At 41.6% G+C, this 26,115-nt stretch carries 24 protein-coding genes and 1 riboswitch; of the genes, 4 read left to right on the forward strand and 20 right to left on the reverse strand.

Features of this window, described 5'->3' with window-relative positions:
• The coding region (locus G7Y42_RS09570; RefSeq protein WP_165005922.1) for a peptidase M23 at positions 1 to 490 on the forward strand (490 nt) is incomplete at its 5' end.
• Positions 491 to 939: 449 nt separating this feature from the next.
• Here G7Y42_RS09570 and G7Y42_RS09575 read toward each other — a convergent pair.
• The 8 genes from G7Y42_RS09575 to G7Y42_RS09610 all read right to left on the reverse strand — a co-directional run bounded on the left by G7Y42_RS09575 (position 940) and on the right by G7Y42_RS09610 (position 9,238).
• A complete protein-coding gene (locus G7Y42_RS09575) occupies positions 940 to 1,662 on the reverse strand; it encodes a TatD family hydrolase (protein WP_165005921.1) in 723 nt (240 codons plus the stop codon).
• Positions 1,652 to 2,395, reverse strand: coding sequence for an ABC transporter ATP-binding protein (locus G7Y42_RS09580; protein ID WP_165005920.1), 744 nt, complete (start codon positions 2,393 to 2,395; stop codon positions 1,652 to 1,654). Before G7Y42_RS09580 ends, G7Y42_RS09575 begins: the two co-directional genes overlap by 11 nt.
• Positions 2,396 to 2,406: 11 nt before the next feature.
• On the reverse strand, positions 2,407 to 3,396 hold the full coding sequence (locus G7Y42_RS09585) for an ABC transporter substrate-binding protein (RefSeq protein WP_165005919.1): 990 nt from the start codon (positions 3,394 to 3,396) through the stop codon (positions 2,407 to 2,409).
• Between the two features lie 15 nt (positions 3,397 to 3,411).
• Positions 3,412 to 4,155 (reverse strand): ABC transporter permease, encoded by a 744-nt coding sequence (locus G7Y42_RS09590; protein WP_165005918.1) that lies wholly within the window; start codon positions 4,153 to 4,155, stop codon positions 3,412 to 3,414.
• 84 nt (positions 4,156 to 4,239) lie between these two features.
• Positions 4,240 to 4,344, reverse strand: a riboswitch (TPP riboswitch).
• 58 nt (positions 4,345 to 4,402) lie between these two features.
• Positions 4,403 to 5,725: an NAD(P)/FAD-dependent oxidoreductase gene (locus tag G7Y42_RS09595; RefSeq protein WP_165005917.1), complete on the reverse strand. Its 1,323-nt coding sequence runs from the start codon at positions 5,723 to 5,725 to the stop codon at positions 4,403 to 4,405.
• A gap of 2 nt (positions 5,726 to 5,727) precedes the next feature.
• Entirely contained in the window at positions 5,728 to 6,687 is a 960-nt protein-coding gene (locus G7Y42_RS09600) for an ABC transporter ATP-binding protein (RefSeq protein WP_165005916.1), read from the reverse strand.
• Positions 6,684 to 8,222, reverse strand: coding sequence for an ABC transporter permease/substrate-binding protein (locus G7Y42_RS09605; protein ID WP_165005915.1), 1,539 nt, complete (start codon positions 8,220 to 8,222; stop codon positions 6,684 to 6,686). Before G7Y42_RS09605 ends, G7Y42_RS09600 begins: the two co-directional genes overlap by 4 nt.
• Positions 8,223 to 8,950: 728 nt before the next feature.
• The gene (locus G7Y42_RS09610; RefSeq protein WP_165005914.1) at positions 8,951 to 9,238 is read right to left on the reverse strand and encodes a hypothetical protein; all 288 of its coding nucleotides are present in this window, start codon (positions 9,236 to 9,238) and stop codon (positions 8,951 to 8,953) included.
• 134 nt (positions 9,239 to 9,372) lie between these two features.
• Here G7Y42_RS09610 and G7Y42_RS09615 point away from each other — a divergent pair, with 134 nt between their 5' ends.
• Positions 9,373 to 10,044 carry a YitT family protein gene (locus G7Y42_RS09615; protein ID WP_165005913.1) on the forward strand — a complete coding sequence of 224 codons (672 nt, stop codon included), beginning with the start codon at positions 9,373 to 9,375 and terminating at the stop codon, positions 10,042 to 10,044.
• 160 nt (positions 10,045 to 10,204) lie between these two features.
• Here the strand turns inward: G7Y42_RS09615 and G7Y42_RS09620 are convergent, their stop codons facing one another.
• The 4 genes from G7Y42_RS09620 to G7Y42_RS09635 form a co-directional block, all read right to left on the reverse strand.
• Complete coding sequence (locus G7Y42_RS09620) at positions 10,205 to 10,945, reverse strand: hypothetical protein (protein ID WP_165005912.1); 741 nt, start codon at positions 10,943 to 10,945, stop codon at positions 10,205 to 10,207.
• Positions 10,946 to 11,075: 130 nt separating this feature from the next.
• Entirely contained in the window at positions 11,076 to 12,023 is a 948-nt protein-coding gene (locus G7Y42_RS09625; RefSeq protein ID WP_165005911.1) for a LacI family DNA-binding transcriptional regulator, read from the reverse strand.
• 145 nt (positions 12,024 to 12,168) lie between these two features.
• Positions 12,169 to 12,930 carry an alpha/beta fold hydrolase gene (locus tag G7Y42_RS09630; RefSeq protein ID WP_165005910.1) on the reverse strand — a complete coding sequence of 254 codons (762 nt, stop codon included), beginning with the start codon at positions 12,928 to 12,930 and terminating at the stop codon, positions 12,169 to 12,171.
• A 4-nt stretch (positions 12,931 to 12,934) separates the two neighbouring features.
• Entirely contained in the window at positions 12,935 to 13,324 is a 390-nt protein-coding gene (locus G7Y42_RS09635; RefSeq protein WP_165005909.1) for a hypothetical protein, read from the reverse strand.
• A gap of 137 nt (positions 13,325 to 13,461) precedes the next feature.
• Here G7Y42_RS09635 and G7Y42_RS09640 point away from each other — a divergent pair, with 137 nt between their 5' ends.
• A complete protein-coding gene (locus tag G7Y42_RS09640) occupies positions 13,462 to 14,004 on the forward strand; it encodes a DUF2179 domain-containing protein (protein ID WP_165005908.1) in 543 nt (180 codons plus the stop codon).
• 146 nt (positions 14,005 to 14,150) lie between these two features.
• Positions 14,151 to 14,774, forward strand: coding sequence for a hypothetical protein (locus tag G7Y42_RS09645; protein WP_165005907.1), 624 nt, complete (start codon positions 14,151 to 14,153; stop codon positions 14,772 to 14,774).
• Between the two features lie 40 nt (positions 14,775 to 14,814).
• On the opposite strand, the gene G7Y42_RS09650 is transcribed toward G7Y42_RS09645, so the two are convergent.
• From G7Y42_RS09650 to G7Y42_RS09685, 8 genes are all read right to left on the reverse strand, one after another.
• Positions 14,815 to 15,270, reverse strand: coding sequence for a hypothetical protein (locus G7Y42_RS09650; protein ID WP_165005906.1), 456 nt, complete (start codon positions 15,268 to 15,270; stop codon positions 14,815 to 14,817).
• Between the two features lie 69 nt (positions 15,271 to 15,339).
• Positions 15,340 to 16,230, reverse strand: a complete 891-nt coding sequence (locus G7Y42_RS09655; RefSeq protein ID WP_165005905.1) for a DUF1803 domain-containing protein — start codon at positions 16,228 to 16,230, stop codon at positions 15,340 to 15,342.
• A gap of 136 nt (positions 16,231 to 16,366) precedes the next feature.
• On the reverse strand, positions 16,367 to 17,293 hold the full coding sequence (locus G7Y42_RS09660) for a manganese-dependent inorganic pyrophosphatase (protein WP_165005904.1): 927 nt from the start codon (positions 17,291 to 17,293) through the stop codon (positions 16,367 to 16,369).
• Positions 17,294 to 17,379: 86 nt separating this feature from the next.
• Positions 17,380 to 18,141 carry a pyruvate formate-lyase-activating protein gene (gene pflA / locus G7Y42_RS09665; RefSeq protein ID WP_165005903.1) on the reverse strand — a complete coding sequence of 254 codons (762 nt, stop codon included), beginning with the start codon at positions 18,139 to 18,141 and terminating at the stop codon, positions 17,380 to 17,382.
• Between the two features lie 285 nt (positions 18,142 to 18,426).
• Positions 18,427 to 20,658, reverse strand: a complete 2,232-nt coding sequence (gene pflB, locus G7Y42_RS09670; RefSeq protein ID WP_165005902.1) for a formate C-acetyltransferase — start codon at positions 20,656 to 20,658, stop codon at positions 18,427 to 18,429.
• A gap of 277 nt (positions 20,659 to 20,935) precedes the next feature.
• Positions 20,936 to 23,386, reverse strand: a complete 2,451-nt coding sequence (gene parC, locus G7Y42_RS09675) for a DNA topoisomerase IV subunit A (RefSeq protein ID WP_165005901.1) — start codon at positions 23,384 to 23,386, stop codon at positions 20,936 to 20,938.
• Between the two features lie 11 nt (positions 23,387 to 23,397).
• The gene (gene parE / locus G7Y42_RS09680; RefSeq protein WP_165005900.1) at positions 23,398 to 25,443 is read right to left on the reverse strand and encodes a DNA topoisomerase IV subunit B; all 2,046 of its coding nucleotides are present in this window, start codon (positions 25,441 to 25,443) and stop codon (positions 23,398 to 23,400) included.
• Positions 25,444 to 25,666: 223 nt separating this feature from the next.
• A complete protein-coding gene (locus tag G7Y42_RS09685) occupies positions 25,667 to 26,110 on the reverse strand; it encodes a CoA-binding protein (protein WP_165005899.1) in 444 nt (147 codons plus the stop codon).
• Positions 26,111 to 26,115 lie beyond the last annotated feature (5 nt).

The following is a 26,115-nucleotide window of genomic DNA, read 5'->3' on the forward strand; positions in this document are numbered from 1 at the left end:
TGGTGACAACTCCTTGATCAATGCCATTGCAGAATCAAACTCAATTTCTAACATTAACCTGATCTACTCAGGACAACAATTAACGATCCCTACTGAGGGTAGCTCTGCTCAAGCAGCTTACACAGCTCCTCAAGAAACAGCTGCTCCTGTGCAAGAAGCACAACCAGTCGCTGAATCTGTTCAAGCACAACCTGCTCAAGTACAAGAAACAGTCCAAGCGCAACCTGCTGCACCTGCGGCTCCTGCTGCTACTGAAACAGCAAGCACTGGGACGAACTCAGCGAAAGAATGGATCGCTCAAAAAGAATCAAGCGGTTCTTACACAGCAACAAACGGTCGTTACATCGGACGTTACCAATTGGATTCTTCTTACTTGAATGGTGACTATTCTGCTGCGAACCAAGAACGTGTCGCAGAACAATATGTCACTTCTCGTTACGGTTCATGGGAAGCTGCTAAATCTTTCTGGGAAGCAAACGGCTGGTACTAAGAGTCATCCATAGAAAATATAAACTCAAAAAGGTTGTGACAGTGCCGCTCAGCTTTGAGGGATAAGAAAAATTTTGTGAAAATGGCTTCCTACATTTTTACATAAATTTGACTTAACACCAAGAAGTTGGCACTGGAACACCGTGAATCAGAGGTTGTAAAAAAGCTGCTCTGCATCAAGTAATAAGAACAGCCAAACAAAAATAGCTCTTCATATTTTTCGTTTGGTTGGGCTTATTACCGCAGATGCAAGCTTTTTAACACCGTTTAGCGGAGAGGTTGTGACAACTGCGTTCTGCTTTAAGGAATAAGGACACTGAACAGAAAATAGCTCCTCATATTTTCTTGTTCAGTGAATTTATTGCCTAGAAGCAGCAGTTGGAACACCGTTTATTCGAAAAAAAGGAACTATGACAAGACTTTTGTCACAGTTCCTTTTTTGTTGTCAGCTTATTTTTTCTGTCCGATGAACGCCATAAGGTTCTGATAAGTTGTTTTTTCGATCAATTCTTCTGAACTGTTTCGCCATTTTGCGATATGCTGAAGATGGGTACGCAGCAAATCAGCATAATTTTCCACGGAAACCGTTCTTTTCAGTGCCCATTCCATTGCTCCTACGCCATCCGTTTCTAATAGTAAACGATTGGAGGGAACTGCTTTGACTAGTTTCTGGACTGCCGGATGATCTTCTAAATCGATCCCAATCGTAAAATAGCAACCTTCATCGATGTATTCTTGCTGGTAGTCTATCGAAGAATACCAATGGATTAGATATTTGTTAGGATAGGCTCGAATGGATGATAAAATTTCCTTTTCACACCCTTTTGTATGCAAGACAACCGGCTTTTTGTTTGCTGCGGCAAATGCTAATTGCTGATCGAATAACTGACGTTGTCTACTCATCGGCACTGTTGTCCAGACATTGTCCAGCCCGATTTCTCCGATGATCCTTGCCTGTCTCAGATATGGGATGACTTCTTCAAACGAATAATCGCTGGCTTTCCACGGATGTATCCCAAAACTAAGTATCTGGTCTTCCGTTCGGATAAGGTGCTGGTTCTCTTCCCATTCTTCTGGCGAATCACAATTGATGATCGTCAATATCTGCTGACTTTGCTGGATCAAAGCTAGCTCCTCGTTTCCTTCCAAATGACAATGCGCGTCACTCAGCATGTGTCTCACCTGCCAATAATTGATAGATTGTTTGCTTCAATGGCGCTTGTTCGATCAGCCACTCGCGCGATTTCTTCCCTTTTGGAACTGGAACTGCGAGTTCTTCGATAACACGTGCAGGTCTTTTGGAGAGCACGACTATGCGATCGGACAGATAGATAGCTTCTTCGATATCATGCGTAACGAGAAGCGTCGTCCGTTTCATTTTTTCTGGCAGTGACAGTAGCCAGTCCTGCATTTGTCCTCGGGTCATCGCATCAAGTGCACCAAAAGGCTCGTCTAGCAGCAGATAATGAGACTGATTCATCATCGTGCGAAGTAATGCTGTCCGTTGCCGCATGCCGCCGGAAAGCTGTTCTGGCAGAAAATCCTGGTATTCTTCCAAGCCGAATAAGGTCAAATACTCGAGCACTTGCTTCTTGTCTATTTTTTGATGATTGATCCTCTGGTACAATGTGACATTTTGATACACATCCAGCCAAGGTAAAAGCATGTCTTCTTGCGGCATATAACTAAAAGCTGTATTTAGTCCTGATAACATTTTCCCATCTACTTTGATTGATCCGGAAGTGATAGATTGGACACCTGTCAATGCCTTCAGCAGGGTCGATTTCCCTGCGCCGCTTGGAGCAATCAACGAGGTGAAAGAATTTTTAGGAACGGTTAAATCGATTTCCTTTAAAATTTCAAGCCCTTCGATCGTTACATCTAAGTGTTCGATTTGAATGGACATCAGCGTCACCCCTATTTTATGAATTGGTTCGTAAATAAGTCATTCGAGTCAACTGCTTTGCTAATCAACCCATTTTCCTTCATGAATGAAGTGTAGTTATCCCATACTTTCTTCTCCATGACTCCCCATTTTTCTGGTTCATCTGTATAATGACGTGACAAGAATTCCTGTGATTCTTCCAAGAAGCTTTGTTCATAATCCGTTGCGTATTTATGCAGAATCTCTGCGCTGCCTTTCGGATCTTTGATCGCTTGCTGATATCCTTCCTTTGTGGCATCCATAAATGACTGAACGAGCGCAGGATCATTTTTGATCAGCTCCTTATTCGTTATCAGAACAGGTGTATAATAATCCAAGCGTTCATCCAAGCTGTTTACCGGCATGTAATTCAAATCGATACCTACATCTTTTGCTTTGATCATATCCCATCCTTCAAAGTACCATTGGATATCAGAGGATCTCCCCAGACTTTCTGGTCCTTCCCCGTTGCTTCCGACAATCGTCAATTTTGAAAAATCCGCATCTGATTTTTCCATGACTGCTTTCAGCACAGCTTCTTCACTAGGACTTTGCCAGCCAGCGTAAGTCTTTCCTTCAAAGTCTTCGGGTGACTTGATCCCACTGTTTTTCAGAGAAGCGAAACCTGATGTATTATGTTTGATGATTGCAGCAATCGCTTTGACAGGTATATCCTGACCATCAGCATGGGCATAGGTCACATCTTCTTGATAGCTTACGCCAAATTGCGCTTTATTTGCCCCGACAAGCCCAATACTCGTGGAGTCATCTCCAGGTTCGATGATCTTGACATCTAGTCCTGCCTTCTTGTAATAACCTTTTTCCTTTGCCAGATAGAGGCCTGTATGATTCGTATTAGGTACATAATCAAGGACGACTGTCACTTCTTTCAATGGTTTGGAGTCCTTCTGTTCTTCTTTTTGTGTCCCACATGCAGTCAAAACCATTAGGAGCATCGGAACAATAACCAAGATTTTTTTCATGTTTATCCCCTTTTCTTATAAAAGATGCAATATGCGATAATAGCCTTTTTTCAAGAGCACACTGACAGCGTTAAGCAACAGACTCAACAAGATCACGCAAAGAATCGCGGCAAATACTTTATCGATCTGATAACTGTTTTTCACCCGGATCATGTAATAGCCCAAACCTGCTTGAGCACTTAGCCATTCCCCGACTATGGCCCCGCTGACACAATAAGTAGCAGCAACTTTCAATCCGGAAAAAAAGCCAGACATCCCTTCAGGAATCTTGAATATCCGATAGATCTGCCAAGTACTTGCTCCCATCGTCCTCAAAAAAACAATCTGGTCGTTCGATGTTTTTCTCAATGCATCCGTAAACGAAACGACCATCGGGAAATAACTCATCAACACGACAAGAATCACTTTAGGCAAAATCCCAAACCCGAACCATAATGTCAGTAGCGGTCCTAGCACCATGATCGGCAAGGTCTGCGAAACGACTAACAGCGGATAAAACGAGGCTTTCAGCAGCTGCCAGTAATCCATGGCTAATGCAGTAAAAAAAGACAGGACTCCTGCGATCACTAGTCCGATGACTGCCTCATTCAAAGTGGTCAAAGAATGTGAAAACAATACCGGATAATCGGAAAAGAAAGCGGAGACAACAGAGGTCGGACTAGGTAAGATGAAAGCAGGTGTTTGCCAGAATGTGACAAAGAACTGCCAGATCCCTAAAATCAGAAGCAAGCTAGCAATGGGATAAATCTTGTTTTTCATAACGGCACCTCCTTTTTTGTACCCGTTTTTCTGAGAACAGACAAAAAACGCTTGATTCCAGGCACGACATAGTAACCCGCATCAAGCGTCTGCTATGTTTCTCCCTTCACCAGTATTAACTGACAGGTTCGATGGGTCTAAGTTCACAACTTACTCTCATGCCGTCTACGACATCCCCAGAAACAGGTATTATTTTTTCAAGTGTACCATAACAAAAAAGAAGCAACAAGCTCTTTTATCTACCGCCCTACTTCAGCAAGTAAGATAAATCACTAGCTAAAGTCGGATAGCCCATGATGTAGCGATCCAGATCTTTTTTCATCATTTTCTGATTGATCAAAAGAGTCAGATCATCGATCAATTCATCTGCTTGTTCACTTAGGACGGATGCGCCAATGAGTTGGTCACGCTGATCGAACGTCAATTGAGCTTTTGCAATAGGTTCATTGACACGATGATACGTAAACCAGTTTGTCATATCGACTTCAACGACCTGATCAGAAGAAGCAGCATTGCTTTTAGTGATCCCGACCATCGCCATTTTTGGACTTGCATATACGATTGTCGGAATCACCGGATACTGGATTGCAGGATATGTTTCATCTTGCATCCGCTGTGCCACATAATTCCCTTCAAACGTAGCAACTGGTGTCAATTTCGGTCTTCTTTTTGACAGGATATCCCCGCAAGCAAAAATAGCTGGGTTACTTGTTTGCAAGTAATCATTGACCACTATCCCATGCTTATCTGTTTCGACCTTTGCCTTATCCAGATCGAGAGATTCCATGTTTGGCTGTCTGCCTGTGGAACAGAAGATCGCATCAGCTATTATCTCAGTTCCTTCGGCGATCAGACGATAAGAATCTCCTTCCTGCACGATTTTTTGCGTATTTACATCGAAAGCAAATGTTATTCCCTCTTTTTTCATCTGATCAATCAAGAGCTGGACCATCGATTCTTCAAAAGCTTTCAATGGTCGCTGATTATGATGGACGATCGTCACTTCACTGCCAGCTGCATGTGCAATAGTCGCTAACTCAAAAGCGATATATCCTCCACCGATGAAAACGATCCGTTTAGGCAAAGAAGACAGAGATAAAAAATCCGCACTTGTCTTCAAGTATTCTTTTCCTTCGACAGGCAAGATCGTTGGTCGCTGACCTGTAGCTAGCACGAATTGATCCGCAAGAATCTTTTCACCATTGATCTCTATAGTAGATTCATCTAAGAAACGAGCAGTGCCTGTTAAATGGTCAATCCCAGCAGTACTCAACTGCTGTTTTCTGTCTTCAGGTACCGGATCTGTAAACGTCCGCTTGAATGCTTGAAGTTCTTCCCAATTGACGGTTGGCAACTCATCGAATCCTTTGTTCTGCAACTGTTTTATCCGATTTCTTGCTTCTACACCGCTAAGCAGTACTTTTTTGGGGTCGCATCCCCGGTTCGGGCAAGTCCCGCCCCATAGATCTTCTTCTGCTACAAGCACAGTTTTGCCAGCTTCTCTTAATCCGTAAGCGGCACTGAGTCCTGCTACTCCTGAACCAATCACTACTGCATCATATTTTTTCATTTCTAGTCCTCCTCCTGACTTAAAAAGGCAAAGATCTCTTTACTTCCTATCTGCCCGATGATCGTTTCTTTTTCCTGTATCTGAACATTTGGATAATCAATTAGCAATGCGTAAATTTCTTTTAGCGGCGTACTCAGATTCACTGTACGACTGTTCGATCGTAGTGTTTCGTTATTCATTTTTGTATAGTAACCACCCAGAATAAGATCTTCGACTTTCAGCTCTTTGTTTTGTATCGTTTCGTCAAAAAAGCTGCGTACAAAATCATTTTTGGGATTGGCTAAAAGCTGTTCTGGTGTATCGCACTGGATCAATTCGCCTTCTTTCATCACTGCGATCCGACTGCCTAATTTGATGGCTTCTTCCATGTTATGCGTGACAAAGACGATAGTCGTTCCGAATTCTTGATGTAAGTATAACACTAGTTCCTGCAAAGAAGTCCTTGACAGAGGGTCCAATGCACTGAAGGGTTCATCCATCAGTATGACATCAGGATTTGCTGCCAGTGCTCTGAGGATTCCGATACGTTGCTGTTCACCTCCCGAGAGTTCACGTGGCAGCCGATTTCGATAAGTATCGGGATCTAATCCCACTTTTTCGAGTAGCTGATCTGCTTTTTCAGCTCGCTTTTCTTTTTCCCAACCGAGCATTTCCGGGATCACTTCGATGTTTTGTTTGACAGTCATTGTCGGGAACAAGGCAATTTGCTGCAACACGTATCCCATATTCCAACGCATTTTCTGCAAATCATATTCTTTTAACGGTTTCCCTTTGAAATAGATCTCACCTGCAGAAGGCTGTGAAAGTCCATTGATCATTTTCAATGTACTTGTTTTCCCGCTTCCTGAGGGACCGACTAATACAAAGATTTCTCCCTCTTCGATCGTCAAGTTCAATTGATTGATGACATGCTTTCCATCATATTTCTTTTGGACATCTTTGAATCTGATCAGTTCTGTCACTTGTTTCCCTCCTTCAATAGTCCTTCTTCTTGAAGGAAAGAATGTGCAATTTCTGCTGGCTGTTTCTTCTCGACGTTTACTTGATAATTCATTTCGATCATCTGTTCTTCTGTGATTTTTCCACTAAGCGTTTCAAGAGCTTGAACGATTTCAGGATGTTTTTTTGCAAACTCTTCTTTCATAAGTGGTGCGCCTTGATAGGCTGGGAACAGATGCAAGTCGTCTTCAAGTGTGACTAAGTCATATTGTTTCAGTTCGCTATCCGTAGAATAAGCATCGATGATATTCACGTCCCCATTATTGATTGCCTGATAACGCAAACTCGGTTCCATACTTTGGACGCTAGGAAAATCCAAGCGATAAGTTTCTTTGATTCCTTTGTATCCATCTGAGCGATCGATAAACTCTAAAGTGAATCCTGCTTTGATTTGACTTTCGATTGCTGCTAGATCAGAAATAGTTTTCAAATTGTTTTCTTGCGCAAAAGATTTCTTGACAGCTAAAGCATACGTATTTTGGTAAGCCATTGGTTTTAGCAAAGTCATGTTGTATTGCTTATTCAACAATGCATTCGCTTCTGTATATGTTTTTTCTTCCGTCAGTTCTGTTTTTTTCAGCGATTCAGGTACTTTCACCAGACTTTCTAAGACAGTTCCAGTAAATTCAGGATAGATATCGATCTGATCATTCTCTAATGCCCGAAACAGAAAACTGGTTTTCCCAAAATTAGGTTTCAGCTCCACTTTTGTATCTGTCTGTTCCTCGATCAATTCTTTATACATCTGGATCAATAAATCTGGTTCTGCCCCAAGTTTTCCAGCGATCGTAATCTTTTCTTCTTGGAAAAATCCACTTTGATAAAACGATGCCCCTCCGATTATGACGATAAGTGCTGCTAAAGTAAGCAGAGAATAGCGAGGTTTCCTATTTTGCAGCAAGCGTATCAGACTACTGAAAAGAATGGCGAGTAACGCGGAACTGATCGCACCGATCAAGGTAAGAACAGGCGTATTCCGATCGATCCCTAACAGAATAAACGTCCCTAATCCTCCTGCACCGATCAAAGCTGCAAGTGTTGCTGTCCCGATGATCAGGACAAGTGCTGTGCGAATCCCTGAGATAATCACAGGTAAAGCGATTGGAAGCTCCACTTTGACTAATCTTCGCATTCTTGACATCCCAAAAGCAACTGCAGCTTCTTCGATCGAAGGATCTATTTCTGACAAACCGATATACGTACTTTGAAAAATCGGCAAAAGAGCATAGATCACTAAAGCAATCAAAGCTGGAACAGTGCCGATACCTACAAAAGGAATAAGCAGCCCAAGCAGTGCAAGGGAAGGGATTGTTTGAAGAACACTTGTGATCTGCAATAAGACTTCAGCCATTTTCTTATGATTGACTGCCCAGATTGCTAAAGGAATCGCGATGAATGCGGCAATCAGCAAGGAGATAAGTGAAATGGACAAATGTTGGAACGTTGCTTCCAGCAGTTCACCTTTTCTTTCACTAAGTGTTTGAATAAAATTGTTCATATGACCTTCCTTTCCATTGTTCTTTAAGTATAAATCATCTCTTTTGGTTTCCCCAACTAAATTGACTTGAAGAGGTTGTGACAGTGCCTTTCAGCTTTGAGGGATAAGAAAAATTTTGGGAAAATGGCTTCTCACATTTTTGCATAAATTTGACTTATCTCCGAAAAGTTGGCACTGGAACACCGTGTGTGAGGTTGTGAGAAAGCTGTCCTGCATCAAGCAGTAAGAACGAGCAGAGAAAAATAGCTCCTCATATTTTCTTGTTCAGTGAGCTTATTACCGAAAAGCAGCAGTTGGAACACCGTATGTGAGGTTGTGACAACTGCCTCTTGCTTTGAATGCCACGTAGATACATACTTCGTTTTTACTTTGATGTACTCGATGGACTAAAAAAATAGCCGAACAAAAAGATGGGATTTCTGAACTGCCATACTTTACGACAAAGAAACCACATACTGATTGTTCAGCTATACTTTTCTTGCAAAACGACTTTGCTGGTTATTAAAGAGACTCAGATGATGCGTCAACTGCTTTTTCTGAGTTACCTTAGCTATATGAGATCAGCAATGAAACAGCCAGTAAAGTAAACGTCTCGTGGGGGAGATAATCTTTACTGGCCTGTTCATTGCATATTATACTGTATTTTCCGCTTTTTGAATCAAAATGATAAAAAACGACTGTTTTGGGATCATAACTGTGCGTTTTTGGGCCTTTTTTGTTTTCTTTCTTCACACAATGAGATCATTGTCTAGCTCTTTCACCCCGTAAAGCGGTAGAATGTTCTGATCTAATTGATAATAAATTTCTTTTTCACGATGTTTCATCAGCAAGATCAATAAATCTTTTGTTGGCAGCGCCACTTTGTTTTCTTCAAAAACAAATACGAGCGCATGGGAATCATTTTCTGTCACGGCTGTCAAAGGTTGATATTTTTGACTTTTCTCAAGCAAGATATTCTGATACTGCTTCTTTCTCGGTGTGTTCGCAAGAATAGTCAATAAGTCGGCTGCACGCATACTGCTCTCTCCTTTCGCTTATGTATCAATAAAAAAGATCGTTAAAAAAAATTTCTATTTTCCTCTTGAAGAACTGTCTGCAATCAGTATAATGAAGAAGTTGCTGAAAATTTTCAAAAGAAAAGAGGTTAGACATGAAAAAATTAAATCTAATGACAGACTTAGGCGGAATTATCTTGGGAGCAAGCCTTTATAGCTTGGCTGTCACAGGGATCAACATTCCTTCAAAACTAGCAGATGGCGGTGTAACAGGCATTGCTTTGCTGTTGAATAACTTATTCGGATTTGCGCCTTCGATCACTTCTTTGCTTTTTAACTTACCTTTATTACTTATCTCATTATTTATTTTTGGAAAGCACGCATTTCTTCGCACGATCGTTGGGACATTTGCGCTGGTTTTCTTTTTACATTTATGGGAAAGTCTTCATATACATTTTGCTGCTGACAGCCTTCTGGTCAATAGTATAATGACTGGCATCCTATCAGGTATCGGTTGCGGACTCGTGTTTCGTTTTGGCGGCAGCACTGGTGGAACAGACATCATCTACCAAGCAATCGAAAAATATTTTCATGTAAAAATCGGAAAAAGTCTTTTTCTGATCACTTTTGGGATTTTAGTCGTCTCTTTATTATATCTAGATATCGAACACTTTATTTACACATTGCTCAGCTGCTCTATTTTATCTTATACTTTAAATAAAGTGAAGTACTTGCAAGTGGCTAACCCGTTCAAAGCGTTGGCTGAGAAATCTACTGCAGAGCCTTTTGAGCCATTAGAGACTTTGGAACAGATGGAACAATCATAAAAGTCTCGCATTGTATACATGATATAACCTGTCAGAAAGATTGCGGAAATCCGCAATCTTTTTTTGTTCTATATTTTAGTTTGCGATAATTTTATTTTGTTCATCAAATCCACAAAAAATGAGTATACACCGGTAAAACAGCGTATACTCAGATATCACGTTATTTAAAATACCCATTTTCTCCTATGGAATTGCCTGGATCTTCAATCAGGCCTTGCAAGGAACGTTCAAGAATACTGTGTCCTTTTTTTGCTTCAGTTTCTTTTTTCTTCTTGCTCGTCTTTTCTACTTTGTTGAACGTTTTAACTGAAGGTTCATCGACTTTTTTCTCTTGATAAGGAACAGGTTCTGTATCAAATAAAAGATAAGAATCCTTTTCTTTTTTCATCGAATCAATCAGTTCGTTTTCCGGCACCTGGCTTTCTTTCGGATCAGGAATAATCGAAGCAGGAACATATTTAGGAACAAAATAAGAACGTTCTCTTACGGTGTGTGCAGTCTTTTCCTGATGGATATTGTTGCTACGTGCTGGACGTACATTTTCTGAACGTGGACGTGTCGTGTTTTCTCCAAACAATTTCTTTCGTCCAGTCGATGTCGTTTTCGGCTGATAATGTCCGCTGTAATCCGGCAGTTGTTCTTTATGCTTTTCCAAATTTTCTTTATGCGGTACAGCTTTTGCTGAATCATTCAGTGTGCGCCGTTTGCGACGTGTTTGCTGCGATGATGTTTCAGAAAAATGAAACTCTTGCATCGGCTCATACAAGGGCCGATCCGTTGTGTCTGTCATTAAGTCATCTTGTCCATCAAATAACACACGCTGCTGGCTTTTATTCAATTTTACACCTGTTTCGTCATCATACGCAGGAAAACGAAAATGTTTTCGTCTGATTTCTTTCATTCAAACCATCCTTCTCAAAAATGGAACTTTTCTCAATGATAGCATAGATTCACCGAATGCAGTAGCAATGAGTCGCTAATTTTTAGGAAAATAAACAAAAATCTTAATCAGTTGCTTCGTCTACCATTTGTTACTTTGTAGTCTCTCGAATCACTAATTCCGGGAAAAACCGCCGATACCCTTGACTTGCCCCTTTTTCAGAAATTTTTTTCAGTAGCATTTCTCCGCATACTTCGCCCATGCGAATGATATCCTGCTTCACAGTCGTCAGCTTAGGAGCACTGATTTGATCTAGAAAGACTCCATCGAAACCAATCACACCGAAGTCTTCCGGCAAACTGCCTCCCGAATTCAAGATCGCTCTCACAACACCTAATGCCAGCCGATCCGAACTGCAGACGAAACAGGTTTTCTTATCAAACAGATGCCAATTCTCTGTCAAATAAGTTTCGGCCATCGTGGAATGATTCGGGAAACGCACGATCGTTTCTGCTAGATTCGCTTCAGCAATCGCAGAGGAATAACCTCTCTCTCGTGATAGTTCAAATGGTTCATCTACATCGATCCCGATATACACGATTGTTTCATAGTTGCGAGAAAGCGCGTACTGCACAGCTTTAGCCGTGCCATATTCATTGTCGCTGTCTACATAATCATAGCCGAAGCAATTCTCGCCAAATAGCACGACTGGCTTTTCCAGCCGTTCGATCCAATCGAAGTCTTTCTCTCGCACACCCGTGATGATATAGCCATCACATGAACCGACATCAAAGGCATCGTTAGTGACAAGCTGGAGGGAATAATGCGCTTTTCCGATCCGTTTGGCGATTCCCATCAGAAGATTCATGTAGTAAGGCTCAGTTGTGTCGATTTCTTCCAATATAAACAGTTTGATGATTTGTGAACGGTTCGATACTAATGCTTTTGCTGCGATATTGGGACGATAATCCAGTTCAGCCATCGCTGAAAAGACCAGTTCTTTCAATTCATCCGTTACTTGTTCTGGATGATTGATCACTCTTGAGACGGTCATTTTGGAAACATTGGCTCTTTTGGCAACATCTGCTAATGTAGGCATGTTCTCTTCCTTTCTTCTTTTTTTCTATTTTATCAGATTTCATCCCACAAATCCGCTGACGGTCCATTTATTTAGCGAAAAAACGACGAAGTAGGAGTCCCGACAATGTCGCAACCCCTGCCTTTCACAGATATCTCTATCTTTTTCATTCATGATCCACTAGCGATTGTCTCAAAAACAAAGCTGCCTCTTCCATCAAGGGAACCTGTACCATATGCCGCTGGTTCTTCGAAGAACGGAAAACGATTTGTCGACCATAGGACATGGACTGGTTTTTTTCCACAAAATCTGCTGTCTGCTCATAAGGGATCTTTTCGTCTGCCTTGCCGTGCCAAAAAAATAATGGGCGCCCTGCGAGTTTTTCAGGTTGCAAAGATAGATCGTAGTGTTTGACCCAAGAGATCAGATCGAAATAATCCTTTGGCAGCAAGTAGTGATAGTCATCTGCCCTTTTTTGGATCTCTTGTCCGTATGCAAGCGGTGCTGGCGAGCCCATCAGACAGACTCCGCTTGTCAGTTCAGGATGCTTCACCATCAAGGCACAAGTGGTCATCCCACCCATCGACACGCCGCCAACTGCGATTTTTTCATGAAGCACCCCTCTTTTTTCCAAATGCTCAAGAATTGTCTCGAATTCAAATAAATTCCCGTATATGCTGTTCCAGAATGTATACGATGGGACAGAAGATACCGGCTGCTTCCTCTCGCCATGGTTCATCGCATCTGGCAGGATCACTCGAATCCCTTGCTGAGCGAATTTTCTTCCTTGAGTCAGCACCAGCTCTTTACTTGTCTGCCACCCGTGATAATATATGACTACCGGAATTTTCTCATTTCTTAATTCTTCTTGGACCACTTCCAGCACAGGTATATTTTTGACCGAACGCTTTAAAATAATCGGATTCACTTGCCTAATCACCTATCTTCATTAAATTTGCTGAACGAAATAGCAGCCAGGCACTGACTACTACTTGGAATAAACTCAATATCCCAAACAATAGCAAAACTTGACTAAAGGATGCCGAAAACAACAGAAGTGAACATAATCCCAAAACGCCTAATACTAGCGTCAAAAGCGGATAGATAGAGAAATTCAAAAAACTGGCTACGCTCCCAAAAATACTCCCGATAAACAATATCAGAAAGAAAAACACACTTAAGATCAACCCATCGGTCAAAGACATTTGAAAAACGATGTTCTCAACGTCAATAGGTTGTTGAATCGAATAGACACCTAGGTATATACTGAGTATGATACTGAACACATGACTCAAACAAATGACTCGGTTGACTAATTTCATTTTCATCACCTAACTTATATTTATAATTCTATTATAATCATTTTATCATTTTTTGTAACAAAAAGAGAGTCGATTTTTCCTAAAATTAACTTTTTTTGCTATTGTTGTCATAGACTGATTGAAAAGGAGCTGTTTTCATGTTTGACCCTCGTATGCTTTTGATGATCTTTTTCATCAATTTTGCTTACATCACCTTGAACACCTTACGATTCATGCTCACAATGAAAGGCTATCGACTCGTCGCCCCACTTGTCAGTATGGTAGAGATTACGATTTATATCGTTGGCCTTTCTCTAGTATTGGATCGCTTGGACAATCCGCTGAATTTGTTTGTTTATGCTTTAGGATATGCGGTCGGAATCAGTGTCGGGATTCTGATTGAAGACAAGCTGGCACTTGGCTATATCATGGTCACGACGATCTTGCCAGCGAATAGTTCAGAAGACAAAAATCTTCCAAGGATCTTAAGAGAACACGGCTACGGAGTGACTCAAAGTTCAGCTATGGGACTGGAAGGAGAACGACTCGTATTAGAGATCCTCTCACCAAGAAAAAGTGAGAGAGAATTATATCGCCTGATCAAAGAGGTAGAAGAACGAGCATTTATGATTTCCTATGAACCAAAATATATTTCAGGCGGTTTCTGGACGAAGAAAGTCAGAAAACGACAATCCAACTAACCAGATCACACGATAGTATACGGAGTTTAAATTAAATTTTTAAGTTCCGTATACTATTTTTTATTATTTAGATTAAAAAACATCGACATTCGCTCATCATTTTGTTAATATATTTTATATCACTTATCAAAATTATTGGAGAAATTATGGAACTACAACGAAAAACTACTCTATTTTTATATGCAGGGTCTTTTTTTTCTGGTTTAACGATCCTCTTTTTTATTTGCTTTGTTTATTTCAAAACTTCTACTACCCCTTGCAACGCGTTTGGATGGCTGCTTTTAGATCATTCTGATGTGGGAGAAATTGAAGACAATCCTTTCTTTTTGATTCTTTCTTCGTTATGCGGACTGATTTTCTCCGTATATTTTGGTGCGTATTTCTTTCATCAAAAGCCTGGGAAATTGAATGAAGCTTCTGTCGTGCTCATCGCTTTGAAACTGTTTTCTTTTATAGCGATCCTTTTTTACTCTTTCAATCACAATTCCCTGCTCTTTTTCATTTTGAACGGGTTAATCGTGATTTTAACGATTTTTACGTTTTTTCTCTTTTCCCTTATTTTCAACCAGTTGAAGCTATCCATGTTTTTTCGGCTGATTCCAGTTCTCTGTTTTGGCTACAGCGTCTTTTCTTTTTTGGTACTTGCAATGGCTCCTTCGATCGATCCTGCGAATATCCAAATAACAAGCAATTATCTGGACTTACTGTTTATCGGATGTCTGGGTCTTTTTATGCGAAGAACAAAAAAAGGACGTGAAAGAGCCGTCTGATCGCATACCGCTCTTTCTAAATCCTTTATCGATCGTATGTTTATAAGGAACCAGCTTTTCGATCCAGCCACATCTCTACGACTTTGCCATGTGTATACACTTTGAATAAGCTTTCGATTCTTTTTTCACCGCTGGATGCCACCACTAGATAGTAATCTCCATGAGCGTCAAAGTCTCGTTCACCGATCATCTGATACTTTAGTGTGTTCTCTTTTGCAGTTTCTTTTCCTCGTAGGTCTATAGCAGATGGATTGGATGTTTCCGCATTTTTTTCAAGTATCCAATCAATGATCACAGGAACGATCGTCGCAGCACGAAGTCGTTTCTTTCTTTGGATTGCTTCTGCTAATTCACTATCTGAAAAAGCTTGTCCGTCGAAACCGCCAAGAGATAATTCGGTTCTTACTTTTTTTGCTTCAAACGCTGGGATAAAAGTAGGGATCTCTGTTTGTTTTTTACTAGGGTTTTCAAAAACGACACTCTTCATCTTTTCCACTGCCATCACCTCGTATTTTGATTTACAAGGTCATATTATCATCATTTTCTAATGTTAACAAACAAAACGCTACTCATTATCTAACATTTTTTTAATGTAAGAAAAACTTTTTGGCATAAATCGGCTCTTCAATTCATTATATGCTTGCTTTTTGATGAATGCTACTGCATCTGTCGGCAAGTCTATCCCATCTGTACATTTGATGATGTCGAGCGGTTCCCGCTCCTCTGACACGATCGGTAGCACCAGTTCATAGGCGTCGCTTTCCTGTGTCGTTTTTTCTACTGTACGCGTTGCTAGCAAGGATTCTAAAAAAATACTTGGTCGACGATTTTTGAATTTCCCCTTGCGTATACGCTCAATGATCACTTCTACTTGATCAAAGTAATAAGCTTCATTCACATCTCCTATCAATTCGGCGATTTCTGAAAACTTAGAAGGTATCGGTAACTGGTTTTTTTGGATGAAAAAATAAACTGCTAAAGATAAAGGCAATTCTTCATCAGAAGAAAGAGAAACAAATCGATATGTAGAATTTCCAGCTGTCATCTTGCGCACTTGTCTGTCGTTTGTTACAGCATAAAAATATTCTGCTTCTTCTTCAAAGCAGTAGGTCCATATTTCTTCGCTCATGGCAAACTTCCGATCAATCTCTGTCATCGATTCAAGCTCAGAAGCGATCTTTTCCGTCAATGCACGACTATATTCCTGATAGTCATTTGGTTCAAAAACAGGGAAATTCAGCCGATATCTGCGCGCTTTACGCAGGATCAAGCCATTTTCAATCAGCTGATCTAAAAAATGTTCGAAATCCTTTTGCGGGAATTCTTTTTTCAGCTCGCGCAAAATCACTTCTTCTTCTCGATGCGCATACAGATAGTCGATGAGTGAAGGAAATAGCGGGTCATTCACGAATTTTTGATAGGTTTTTACTTGATTCTCTGAATAAAAATAGTTCATGTTTTTCTCTTTTCTATCATTTTTTATTTTAAGAAGCAATGGATCAGCATCATTTGAGATATTTCGATTTCTTCTCTTCAAAAAAGCCGAAATATCTTGAATCGCTCAGATATCCCGGCTTGCTGATCTGCTTTTTTTAGTTGAAAGCTTCTGTTAATTGTGGCACGACTTGTTTTTTACGAGAAACGACACCTTCCAAGAATGCACGGTTATTTGTCAATTTCGTTTGGAAAGCTTCTTCTACTTTTCCTTTTTCTTTACCTGCAGCCAATAATTCAGAATTGCTTTCGAGGATATCAGTTACAACTAGAACAAAAAGGTCGTATCCGTTCGCTGTCATTTCTTTTTCCATAGCAGCTTCCAATTCTGCCTGACGGTCCATTACTTCTTTCAGGTCAACTGTATTGACTTGTGCGATACGTACGCTTGAATCGCCCATTGGGAAGCTTTTTGCATCAAGATCAAGCAATACTTCTGCTGATTTGTCGCTTAGGTTCGTTCCTGCTTTCAGCATATCCAATCCATAGGCATTCAGATCAACTGCTGCGATTTCTGCAAGCTCTTTTGCTGCAGCTTCGTCTTCTAGTGTACATGTTGGTGATTTGAACAGCAAAGTGTCTGAAATGATCGCTGACAGCATGATTCCTGCGATTTCTTTAGGGATAGCTACTTGGTTTTCTTTATATAATTTCAAGATGATCGTACTTGTACAGCCAACAGGTTCTGCACGGTAGTACAATGGGTTCGCTGTTTCGAAGTTAGCGATCCGATGGTGATCCACTACTGCTAACACATTGACTTCTGCGATATCAGAGATGCTTTGCTGGAATTCGTTGTGGTCGACGAGCATCACATCGGCATTTTCCGCTTTGGCTGATTCAACCACACGTGGGGCTTGCAAGTTGAAATGATCAAGTGCAAATTGAGTTTCTTCATTAGGGTTACCTAAAGCAACAGCTTCTGTGTCTTTCCCTAATTCATTTTGCAGATGTGAAAAAGCAATCGCTGCACCGATTGCATCGGTATCGGGGTTTTGGTGTCCGAAAACTAAAACTTTTGACATATATGATTCGCTCCTTTGTGATTTCTCCTACTTAATAATAGCAAAAAAACGGAAAGAAGCAATACTTAACTTCTTTCCGTCAATGATTATCGTGTTAAATATCCGGTATAACTTTCTGTATGGAGAAGTCGTTTGGCATTTTCCACGCGTTCTTTCGTAGGTGGTTCGATCCCTTCTAATGGGTACTTCAGACCTAAAGTCTCCCATTTGTATTTTCCCATTGTATGGTAAGGAAGGATTTCCACTTTATCTACGTTTTTCAACGTTTTGATGAAACTGTCCAATCGAATCAGATACTCATCGTAATCACTGCGTTCAGGAACCAGCACATGCCTGATCCAAACTGGTTTGTTCGTTTCTGACAAGTATTGCGCCATTTCCAAAATATTCTCATTTCCCCAATGTGTAAGCTTCTTATGTTCTTCATTATCGATGTGTTTGATATCGAATAACAGCAATTCCGTATACTTCATCAATTCCTGAAATCGAGAAAAGAAGGGCTCTTCACGGGTGAAGGGTTTGCCGCAGGTATCTAGTGTGGTATGCATGCCGCGTTCTTTTGCTTTTCTAAATAATTCGATCAGAAAATCGATTTGAAGAAGCGGTTCGCCTCCACTCACAGTGATCCCGCCTTCTTGCCCCCAATAGGAACGAAAGCGTTCTGCCTGATCCAAAAGCTCATCTGCCGTATATTCTTTTCCACCGCCGATATTCCAAGTATCTGGATTATGGCAGAATTGGCAGCGCATGCGGCAGCCTTGCATAAAAATGACAAATCGTACACCAGGTCCGTCAACTGAGCCAAACGTTTCAATCGAATGGACATAGCCAATTGTTTTTTCTTCCATTAGCGTTCACTTCTTTTCTTTGAATTCATTTTGCGACAAAATAAAGGAATCAAGCGTTTGTGAAAGAACTTGATTGTCGATACTAGTTTAGAAAGATGCAGAAGATAGAAAACTATTTTTCTTTCTACTATCTAGATCAAAACGTTCCTTTCATATCCTCATAAACGGTGCTCAAAAGCTTGCATCTGCGGTAATAAGTTCACTGAACAAGAAAATATAAGAAGCTATTTTCTGTTCAGTTTCCTTATTCCTTAAAGCAGAACTCAGTTGTCACATCCTTTTTTCTTACATTCTGTCGTGCGATGTTCTCATCAAGACATCTAGTTGCTGTTCTCTTGTCAAGTCACGGAATTTGACTGCATATCCTGAAACACGGATCGTCAAGTTCGGATATTTCATTGGATTTTCCATTGCGTCACGCAGCAAGTCATTACTGAAGACGTTCACGTTCAAATGATAAGCGCCTTTAGAGAAGTAGCCATCTAATACATTACGCAAGTTGCCGATTCTTGTTGGTTCGTCTTTTCCAAGACCTGAAGGATTGATCGTTTGCGTGTTTGAGATACCGTCACGTGCATAAGCATAATTGATTTTAGCAGTTGAGTTCAAACTTGCCAGTAATCCGTTTTGTTCTGCATTGTAACTTGGGTTTGCTCCTGGTGCTAACGGCTTGCCGGCTTCACGGCCATCAGGAGTATTCCCTGTGTTTTTACCGTAGACTACGTTCGATGTGATCGTCAGCAATGACGTCGTAGGTGTTGAGTTACGATAAGTTTTATGACGTTTGATCTGTGACATGAAGTATTCCAAGATCCATTCTGCTAATTCATCTGCTTTATCGTCGTCATTTCCATATTTAGGGAATTCGCCGTTCACTTCAAAGTCGACTGCGATTCCTTTTTCGTTACGGATTGGTTTTACTTCTGCATACTTGATGGCAGCCAGACTGTCTGCAGCATGGGAGATACCTGCGATACCAGTCGCAAATGTCCGTTTCAAATCAGAGTCCATCAAAGCAAGTTGTGCTGCTTCGTAGGAATATTTGTCATGCATGTAGTGGATGATGTTCAGCGTATTCACATAAAGTTCTGCTAGCCAGTCCATCATGTTCATGAAATTGTGTTTGACTTGCTCGAAATCAAGTGTTTCAGAGGTGATCGGACGATATTCCGGTCCGACTTGTGCACCTGTCACTTCATCGACACCGCCGTTGATTGCATATAGTAGCGCTTTTGCCAAGTTTGCACGAGCACCGAAGAACTGCATGTCTTTTCCGACTACTGTTCCTGACACACAGCAAGCGATCGCGCAGTCGTCAGATCCCCATTGTTCGCGAAGCAGATTGTCATTTTCAAACTGGATCGATGAACTTTCGATCGCGATCTTGCTGGCATAAGTTCTGAATCCTTCTGGCAGATGTTCAGAATATAAAACAGTCAAGTTCGGTTCTGGTGAAGGTCCCATATTCGTTAGCGTATGCAGTAAGCGGAAATCGTTTTTCGTTACTAGAGAACGGCCATCCAATCCCATACCAGCAATCGATAAAGTTGCCCAAACTGGGAATCCTGAGAACAACTGATTGTATTCTGGTGTACGAGCGAATTTGACCATACGAAGTTTCATGACTAAATGGTCGATCAATTCTTGTGCTTCTTGCTCAGTGATCACGCCGTTGTCCAAATCACGCTGGATATAGATATCCAAGAAAGCAGAGATACGTCCGATTGACATAGCTGCTCCATTTTGAGATTTGATAGCTGCAAGATAACCGAAGTATAACCATTGTACCGCTTCTTTTGCATTAGCAGCTGGTTTAGAAATATCATAGCCGTATTTTGCAGCCATTTCTTTCATTTGTGCCAATGCGCGGTATTGTTCCGTGATTTCTTCACGTAAACGGATCACTTCTTCGCTCATTGTGTGATAACCAGTCAAATCATGATCTTTTTTCTTTTGTTCCATCAAATAGTCGATTCCATACAATGCAACACGACGGTAATCTCCGATGATTCGTCCGCGTCCATAAGCATCTGGCAAGCCAGTGATGATTTTGTTTTTACGAGCAGCACGCATCTCTGCAGTATAAGCATCGAATACCCCTTGGTTATGAGTCTTGCGCCAGTCTGTAAAAATGTGAGTCAATTCGTCATTAGGCGTGTAGCCGTTGCTCTTCAATGCATTATTGGCCATGTTGATCCCGCCAAATGGCATGAATGCTTGTTTCAATGGTTCATCTGTCTGCAATCCGACGATTTTTTCCAGATCCTTGTCTAAATAACCTGCATCATGAGAAGTAATGGTCGATACGATTTCTGTGTCCATGTTGTACACGCCATTGCGTTCATATTGGACATCGTTCAGTTTTTGAAGTTCTTCCCAGAGCTTTTCAGTTGCTTCTGTCGGGCCTTCCAGGAAACTGTCATCTCCACGGTATTCTGTGTAGTTGTTTTGGATAAAATCCCGTGTGTCTACGCCTTCTCTCCATTTTGTACCTTTAAATCCATTCCATTGCTCCATTGTATGGACCTCCTAAAATTCCTGTTTAGTGTAACAGTTTTTACGTGATTAGTATAACACAGGGAGGCTTCTTTGCAAGGGTTTTCTTGTTTTTTATTTAACAACTTTTTATCATTACACGCAATTGTATACAGAAACGTTGAATGGCCGCTATTTATACATTGTGAACACTTTCATATTTCTTGGTTCTACACGTTAATTTTTTATTAACAAAGATGAAAGAAAGACGTTTCCTGTACTAATACAGAAAACGTCTTTTCAATAAATACCATAACAGTTAATCTGTGATGGCTATTTCCGGCGCATCGATCACTTCAATGACTTCCCCGCCTTTTTTCTCATCTAAGGCAAACGAACCATTCGATGTCCGGTCACTGATCGGGTAATCAGTCGGATCGATTGTCAGCTGCTGTCCTTTTTGGTTGATCAGTGTGATTTCTTTTGAACGCCCTTCAGACATGTAGACGATGCGGTGCGCATTTTTTTTCAGTTCCCGCAAAACAGTGACACCTCGTTTTGCTCGTGAGGTCTGGCTGATCTCTTGAGCGAGCATCCGTTTTACCGCGCCGCGCTGTGTCACGATCACGATCGGCGTATCCCCTTCTGCCAAGACGAGTAACCCATTCACGACAGAATCGCCTTCTTTCAGGTTCATGGATTTGACACCTGCTGCTTTGGCACCGACTACCGGTACATCAGTCAGCGGATAACGCAAGCCCATTCCTTGCTTCGTGACGAGGAAGACATCTAAGCCTGGCTGTCCGTTTTCCAAATAGACAGCGGCTAATTCAGCTTCTTCATCTTTCAGCTTCATCCCGCTGAGTGGACGACTCTTGTAAGTACGCCATGGTTCGAATTCTGTCATCCTCGTTTGCTTGATCAGACCATTATTACTGATGAATACGAATGTTTTTTCCGGATCGATCTTCTGATAAGGGAAAACAGCCATGATCGATTCATCTACGGATAGATTCATGATGGTTTGAGAGATATGTTCTCCTGCATCCTTCCACTTCAGATCAGGCAATTCATGTACCGGACGATAAATGACATTCGCTTTGTTCGTGATCAAAAGAAGATGATCCAGTGTACTCAATTCACCAGAATAAAGAAGATAATCTCCTTCTCTCATACCGATTTCTTCCGGTTTTGAGGCGCTGTATGAACGAAGACTTGTCCGTTTGACATACCCTTCACGTGTCACGCTGACGATCACATCTTCTTGTGCAACTAGTACTTTTGTATCGATCTTGATTTCTTCGATTTCATCTTCGATCGCAGTCATTCGAGCGTTGGCATATTTTTTCTTCACTTCTCGAAGTTCTTTTTTCATGACAGAGAATAGTTCTTTGTCATTCGAGAGAATCTTGTTCAGCTCTGTGATCTGTGCGATCAGACTTTCTGATTCACGACGAAGTTCAGTGATATCGGTGTTCGTCAAACGATATAGTTGCAGTGTGACGATCGCTTCTGCTTGTTCTTCAGTGAACTGGAAGACTTCGACCAGATTTTGTTTCGCATCTTTTTTGTCTTTGCTTTCTCTGATCGTCGCGATCACTTCATCCAAGATAGACAAAGCTTTCATCAAGCCTTCCACGATGTGCTGTCTTTTTTGTGCTTTGGCCAAATCGAATTGACTGCGTTTTGTGATCACTTGTTTTCTATGTTCGATATAGCTGCTCAAGATATCTTTCAGACCTACTTGATGCGGAGTCATGTGATCGATCGCAACCATATTGAAATTATAATTGATTTGCAATTCCGTGTTTTTGAACAAATAATTCAAGATCCCTTGAGCATTTGCGTCTTTTTTCAATTCAACCACGATTTGCAAGCCTGTGCGGTCACTTTCATCTCGCACTTCAGCGATTCCGTCGATTTTTTTATTCAGGCGGATCTCGTCCATTTTCTTGACAAGTGTTGCTTTATTGACTTCATAAGGGATTTCAGAGATGACGATCTGCTGTTTGTTGCCTTTGAGTGATTCAATGCTAGTTTTTGAACGGAGAATCACTTTTCCACGACCCGTTTCATAGGCTTTTTTGATTTCGTCTTTCCCTTGCAGGATCCCTCCGGTCGGAAAATCGGGACCAGGGATATATTCCATCAGTTTGTCGAGACTTGCTTGCGGGTGATCAATCATGTAGATCGTCCCGTCGATGACTTCTGCCAGATTGTGTGTCGGAATCTCTGTCGCATATCCGGCAGAAATCCCTGTAGAGCCATTGACCAGCAAGTTGGGGTATCTGGCAGGAAGGACTGTCGGTTCTTTTTCGGTATCATCGAAATTCCAGACAAGATCTACCGTGTCTTTTTCGATATCCGCTAGCATCTCGCCGCTTAATTTGGACAAACGGGCTTCTGTATAACGCATGGCAGCAGGCGGATCACCGTCCATGCTCCCGTTGTTCCCGTGCATCTCAATCAGTACTTCCCGTAACTTCCAGTCTTGGCTCATCCGAACCATCGCTTCATAAATACTGCTGTCACCATGGGGATGATAATTCCCCATGATATTCCCAACAGATTTTGCGGATTTGCGGAATCCTTTATCGAATGTGTTGCCATCCTTGTTCATCGCGAACAAGATCCGCCGTTGGACAGGTTTCAGCCCATCACGGATATCTGGCAAAGCACGTTCCTGGATAATATATTTTGAATAACGTCCGAAGCGGTCACCCATCACTTCTTCTAAGGTTAATTCTTGTACTTCTTGTCGATCTTCCATCAGGTGACCTCCTATTCTACATCAACTGTTTGATTGGATTGATTTTGTTCTGATTGCTCTTCATCTAATAGATCATTTGAGACAGAAGGAGCGATCTCTGCATCTTCTTTTTTATCCAAGATGCTTCCGTCTTCTTCTAATGTGAATTGGACGTGGCTTTCGATCCATTTGCGTCGCGGTTCGACTTTATCTCCCATGAGCGTCGTTACTCGGCGTTCTGCCTGTGCAGCGTCATCGATACGAACTCGGATCAGCGTACGAGAGGCAGGATCCATCGTCGTTTCCCAAAGCTGCTCGGCATTCATTTCCCCTAGCCCTTTGTACCGCTGGAGCATATAGCCTTTTCCGATTTTCTTGATCGTTGCTGCCAGTTCATCGTCGGTCCATGCATATTCCACGACTTGTTTCTTCCCTTGTCCTTTTGAAACTTTGTAAAGCGGCGGTAATGCGATATAGACTTTCCCGGCTTCGATCAATGGTTTCATATAACGATAAAAGAATGTAAGAAGCAGGACTTGGATATGCGCACCATCGGTATCCGCATCGGTCATGATGATGATCTTGTCATAATTGCAGTCTTCGATCGAAAATTCCGGTCCCACTCCTGCGCCGATCGTATAGATCATAGTATTGATTTCTTCGTTCTTCAAGATATCTTGCATTTTTGCTTTCTCGGTGTTGATGACTTTTCCTCGAAGCGGCAGTATCGCTTGGAATTTTCTGTCCCGACCTTGTTTCGCTGATCCTCCAGCGGAATCCCCTTCGACAAGATACAATTCATTTTTCTTCGGATTACGTGATTGTGCTGGTGTCAATTTACCAGAAAGCAGGGATTCACCTTTCTTGCGTTTCTTCCCATTTCGGCTTTCTTCTCTGGCTTTGCGGGCAGCTTCTCTCGCTTCTCTTGCTTTGATCGCTTTACGGACGAGAGATTGGCTCATTTCGCTGTTTTCTTGTAAGAAAAAGCCCATTTGTTCTCCAATGACGCTGTCTACAACGGTCCGAGCGACAGGCGTCCCTAATTTTTCTTTTGTCTGCCCTTCGAATTGGAGCAGATTTTCAGGGACCCGAATCGAAAGAACGGCTGCTAATCCTTCTCGGAAGTCGCTTCCTTCAAGATTCTTGTCGCGTTCCTTCAGTAAGCCGACTTTTCTGGCATATTCATTATAGGCCTTTGTCATCGCGGCTTTCATCCCAGCTTCATGGGTACCACCATCTTTTGTACGGACATTGTTGACAAAAGACAGGACGTTTTCGGAATAACCATCATTGTACTGGTAAGCGACCTCTACTTCGATGCCTTCTTTTTCTCCAGAAAAATAAATGACGGGTGTCAACGTATCCTTTTCCTCATTCAAATAATCGACAAATTCTTTGATTCCTTCTTCATAATGAAAGACTTCCTTCACAGGTTCTTCCCCACGAAGGTCAGAAAGAGAGATTTTCACACCTTTCAAAAGGAAAGCTGATTCTCTCAAACGCTCAGCTAATGTGTCATACGAAAATTTCGTTGTGCTGAAAATCGTATCATCTGGTAAAAAATGGACAATCGTCCCATTCGCTTTTTTGGTTTTGCCGATTTTTTTCAATGTACCGTCTGGCTTCCCGCCGTTTTTGAATTTTTGCTGGTATTCAACGCCATCTCGAACGATCGTTACGGTCAGCCATTTCGATAATGCATTGACGACACTTGCTCCGACACCGTGAAGGCCTCCGGAAGTTTTATAGCCGCCTTGACCGAATTTTCCTCCGGCATGCAGTACGGTAAAAATCACTTCGACAGTCGGGATCCCTGAAGCATGCATACCCACTGGCATTCCGCGTCCGCTGTCTGCCACAGTGATGCTGCTGTCTTCATGGATCGTTACATCGATTTCGTTCCCATAGCCCGATAAAGCTTCATCTACAGCGTTATCGACGATTTCATAGACTAAATGATGCAAGCCTCGGCTATCAGTCGAACCAATGTACATCCCTGGTCGTTTTCTAACTGCTTCCAATCCTTCAAGTACTTGGATCGAAGCATCATTATATTCATTGTTTACTTTTTTTGCCAAGGCAAACGCTCCTTCAATAATACTTTGCGGCAAAACCGCACCACGATTATCATACTAGAAAAGACTGCGAAAAAAAAGAGGGGAGAACAAATTCCAAAATGGATTGACGCCCGACAACTTTTGAAGCAGACTTTTCGTGTTCAAATGCTTTTCGTTTCTGTCATAGAGGCTGGGACAAAACGGACCTGGCCTCTTATCTCTCAATTAGGATAAATGATGGCACCTACCCATTCTTTAGTGCCTGCTCATCCATTTTGTTCAATTCGATTTTCATACACCGATCCATCACTATGTCCTTTCTACCTGCATCTTGAAGCATTTGGGCTGCTTCCTCGTTTTTGAGTCCTAATTGCGCCCAGAATACTTTCGCATCGGTCTTCAAGAATTCAGCAGCGACCTCAGGTAAAAACTCACTTCGTCGAAACACATCCACGATATCGATCGGTTCATCGATTTCAGTCAAACTGCCAACTGCTTTTTCTCCTAGGATCTCTTGACCGGCCAGTACGGGATTGACAGGGATGATACGATATCCGTGATCTTGCAGCACCTGTGCCACCATATAACTGGTTCGTTCAGGCTTGTTGCTCAAGCCGACTACCGCTACTGTTTTTGCTTGTTTCAAGTACGTAAAAATCATGTCTTGTGAGGGATTCTCAAAGATCATTGACG

The organism is Enterococcus sp. ZJ1622, from assembly GCF_011038845.1.
GTDB lineage: Bacteria > Bacillota > Bacilli > Lactobacillales > Enterococcaceae > Enterococcus_B.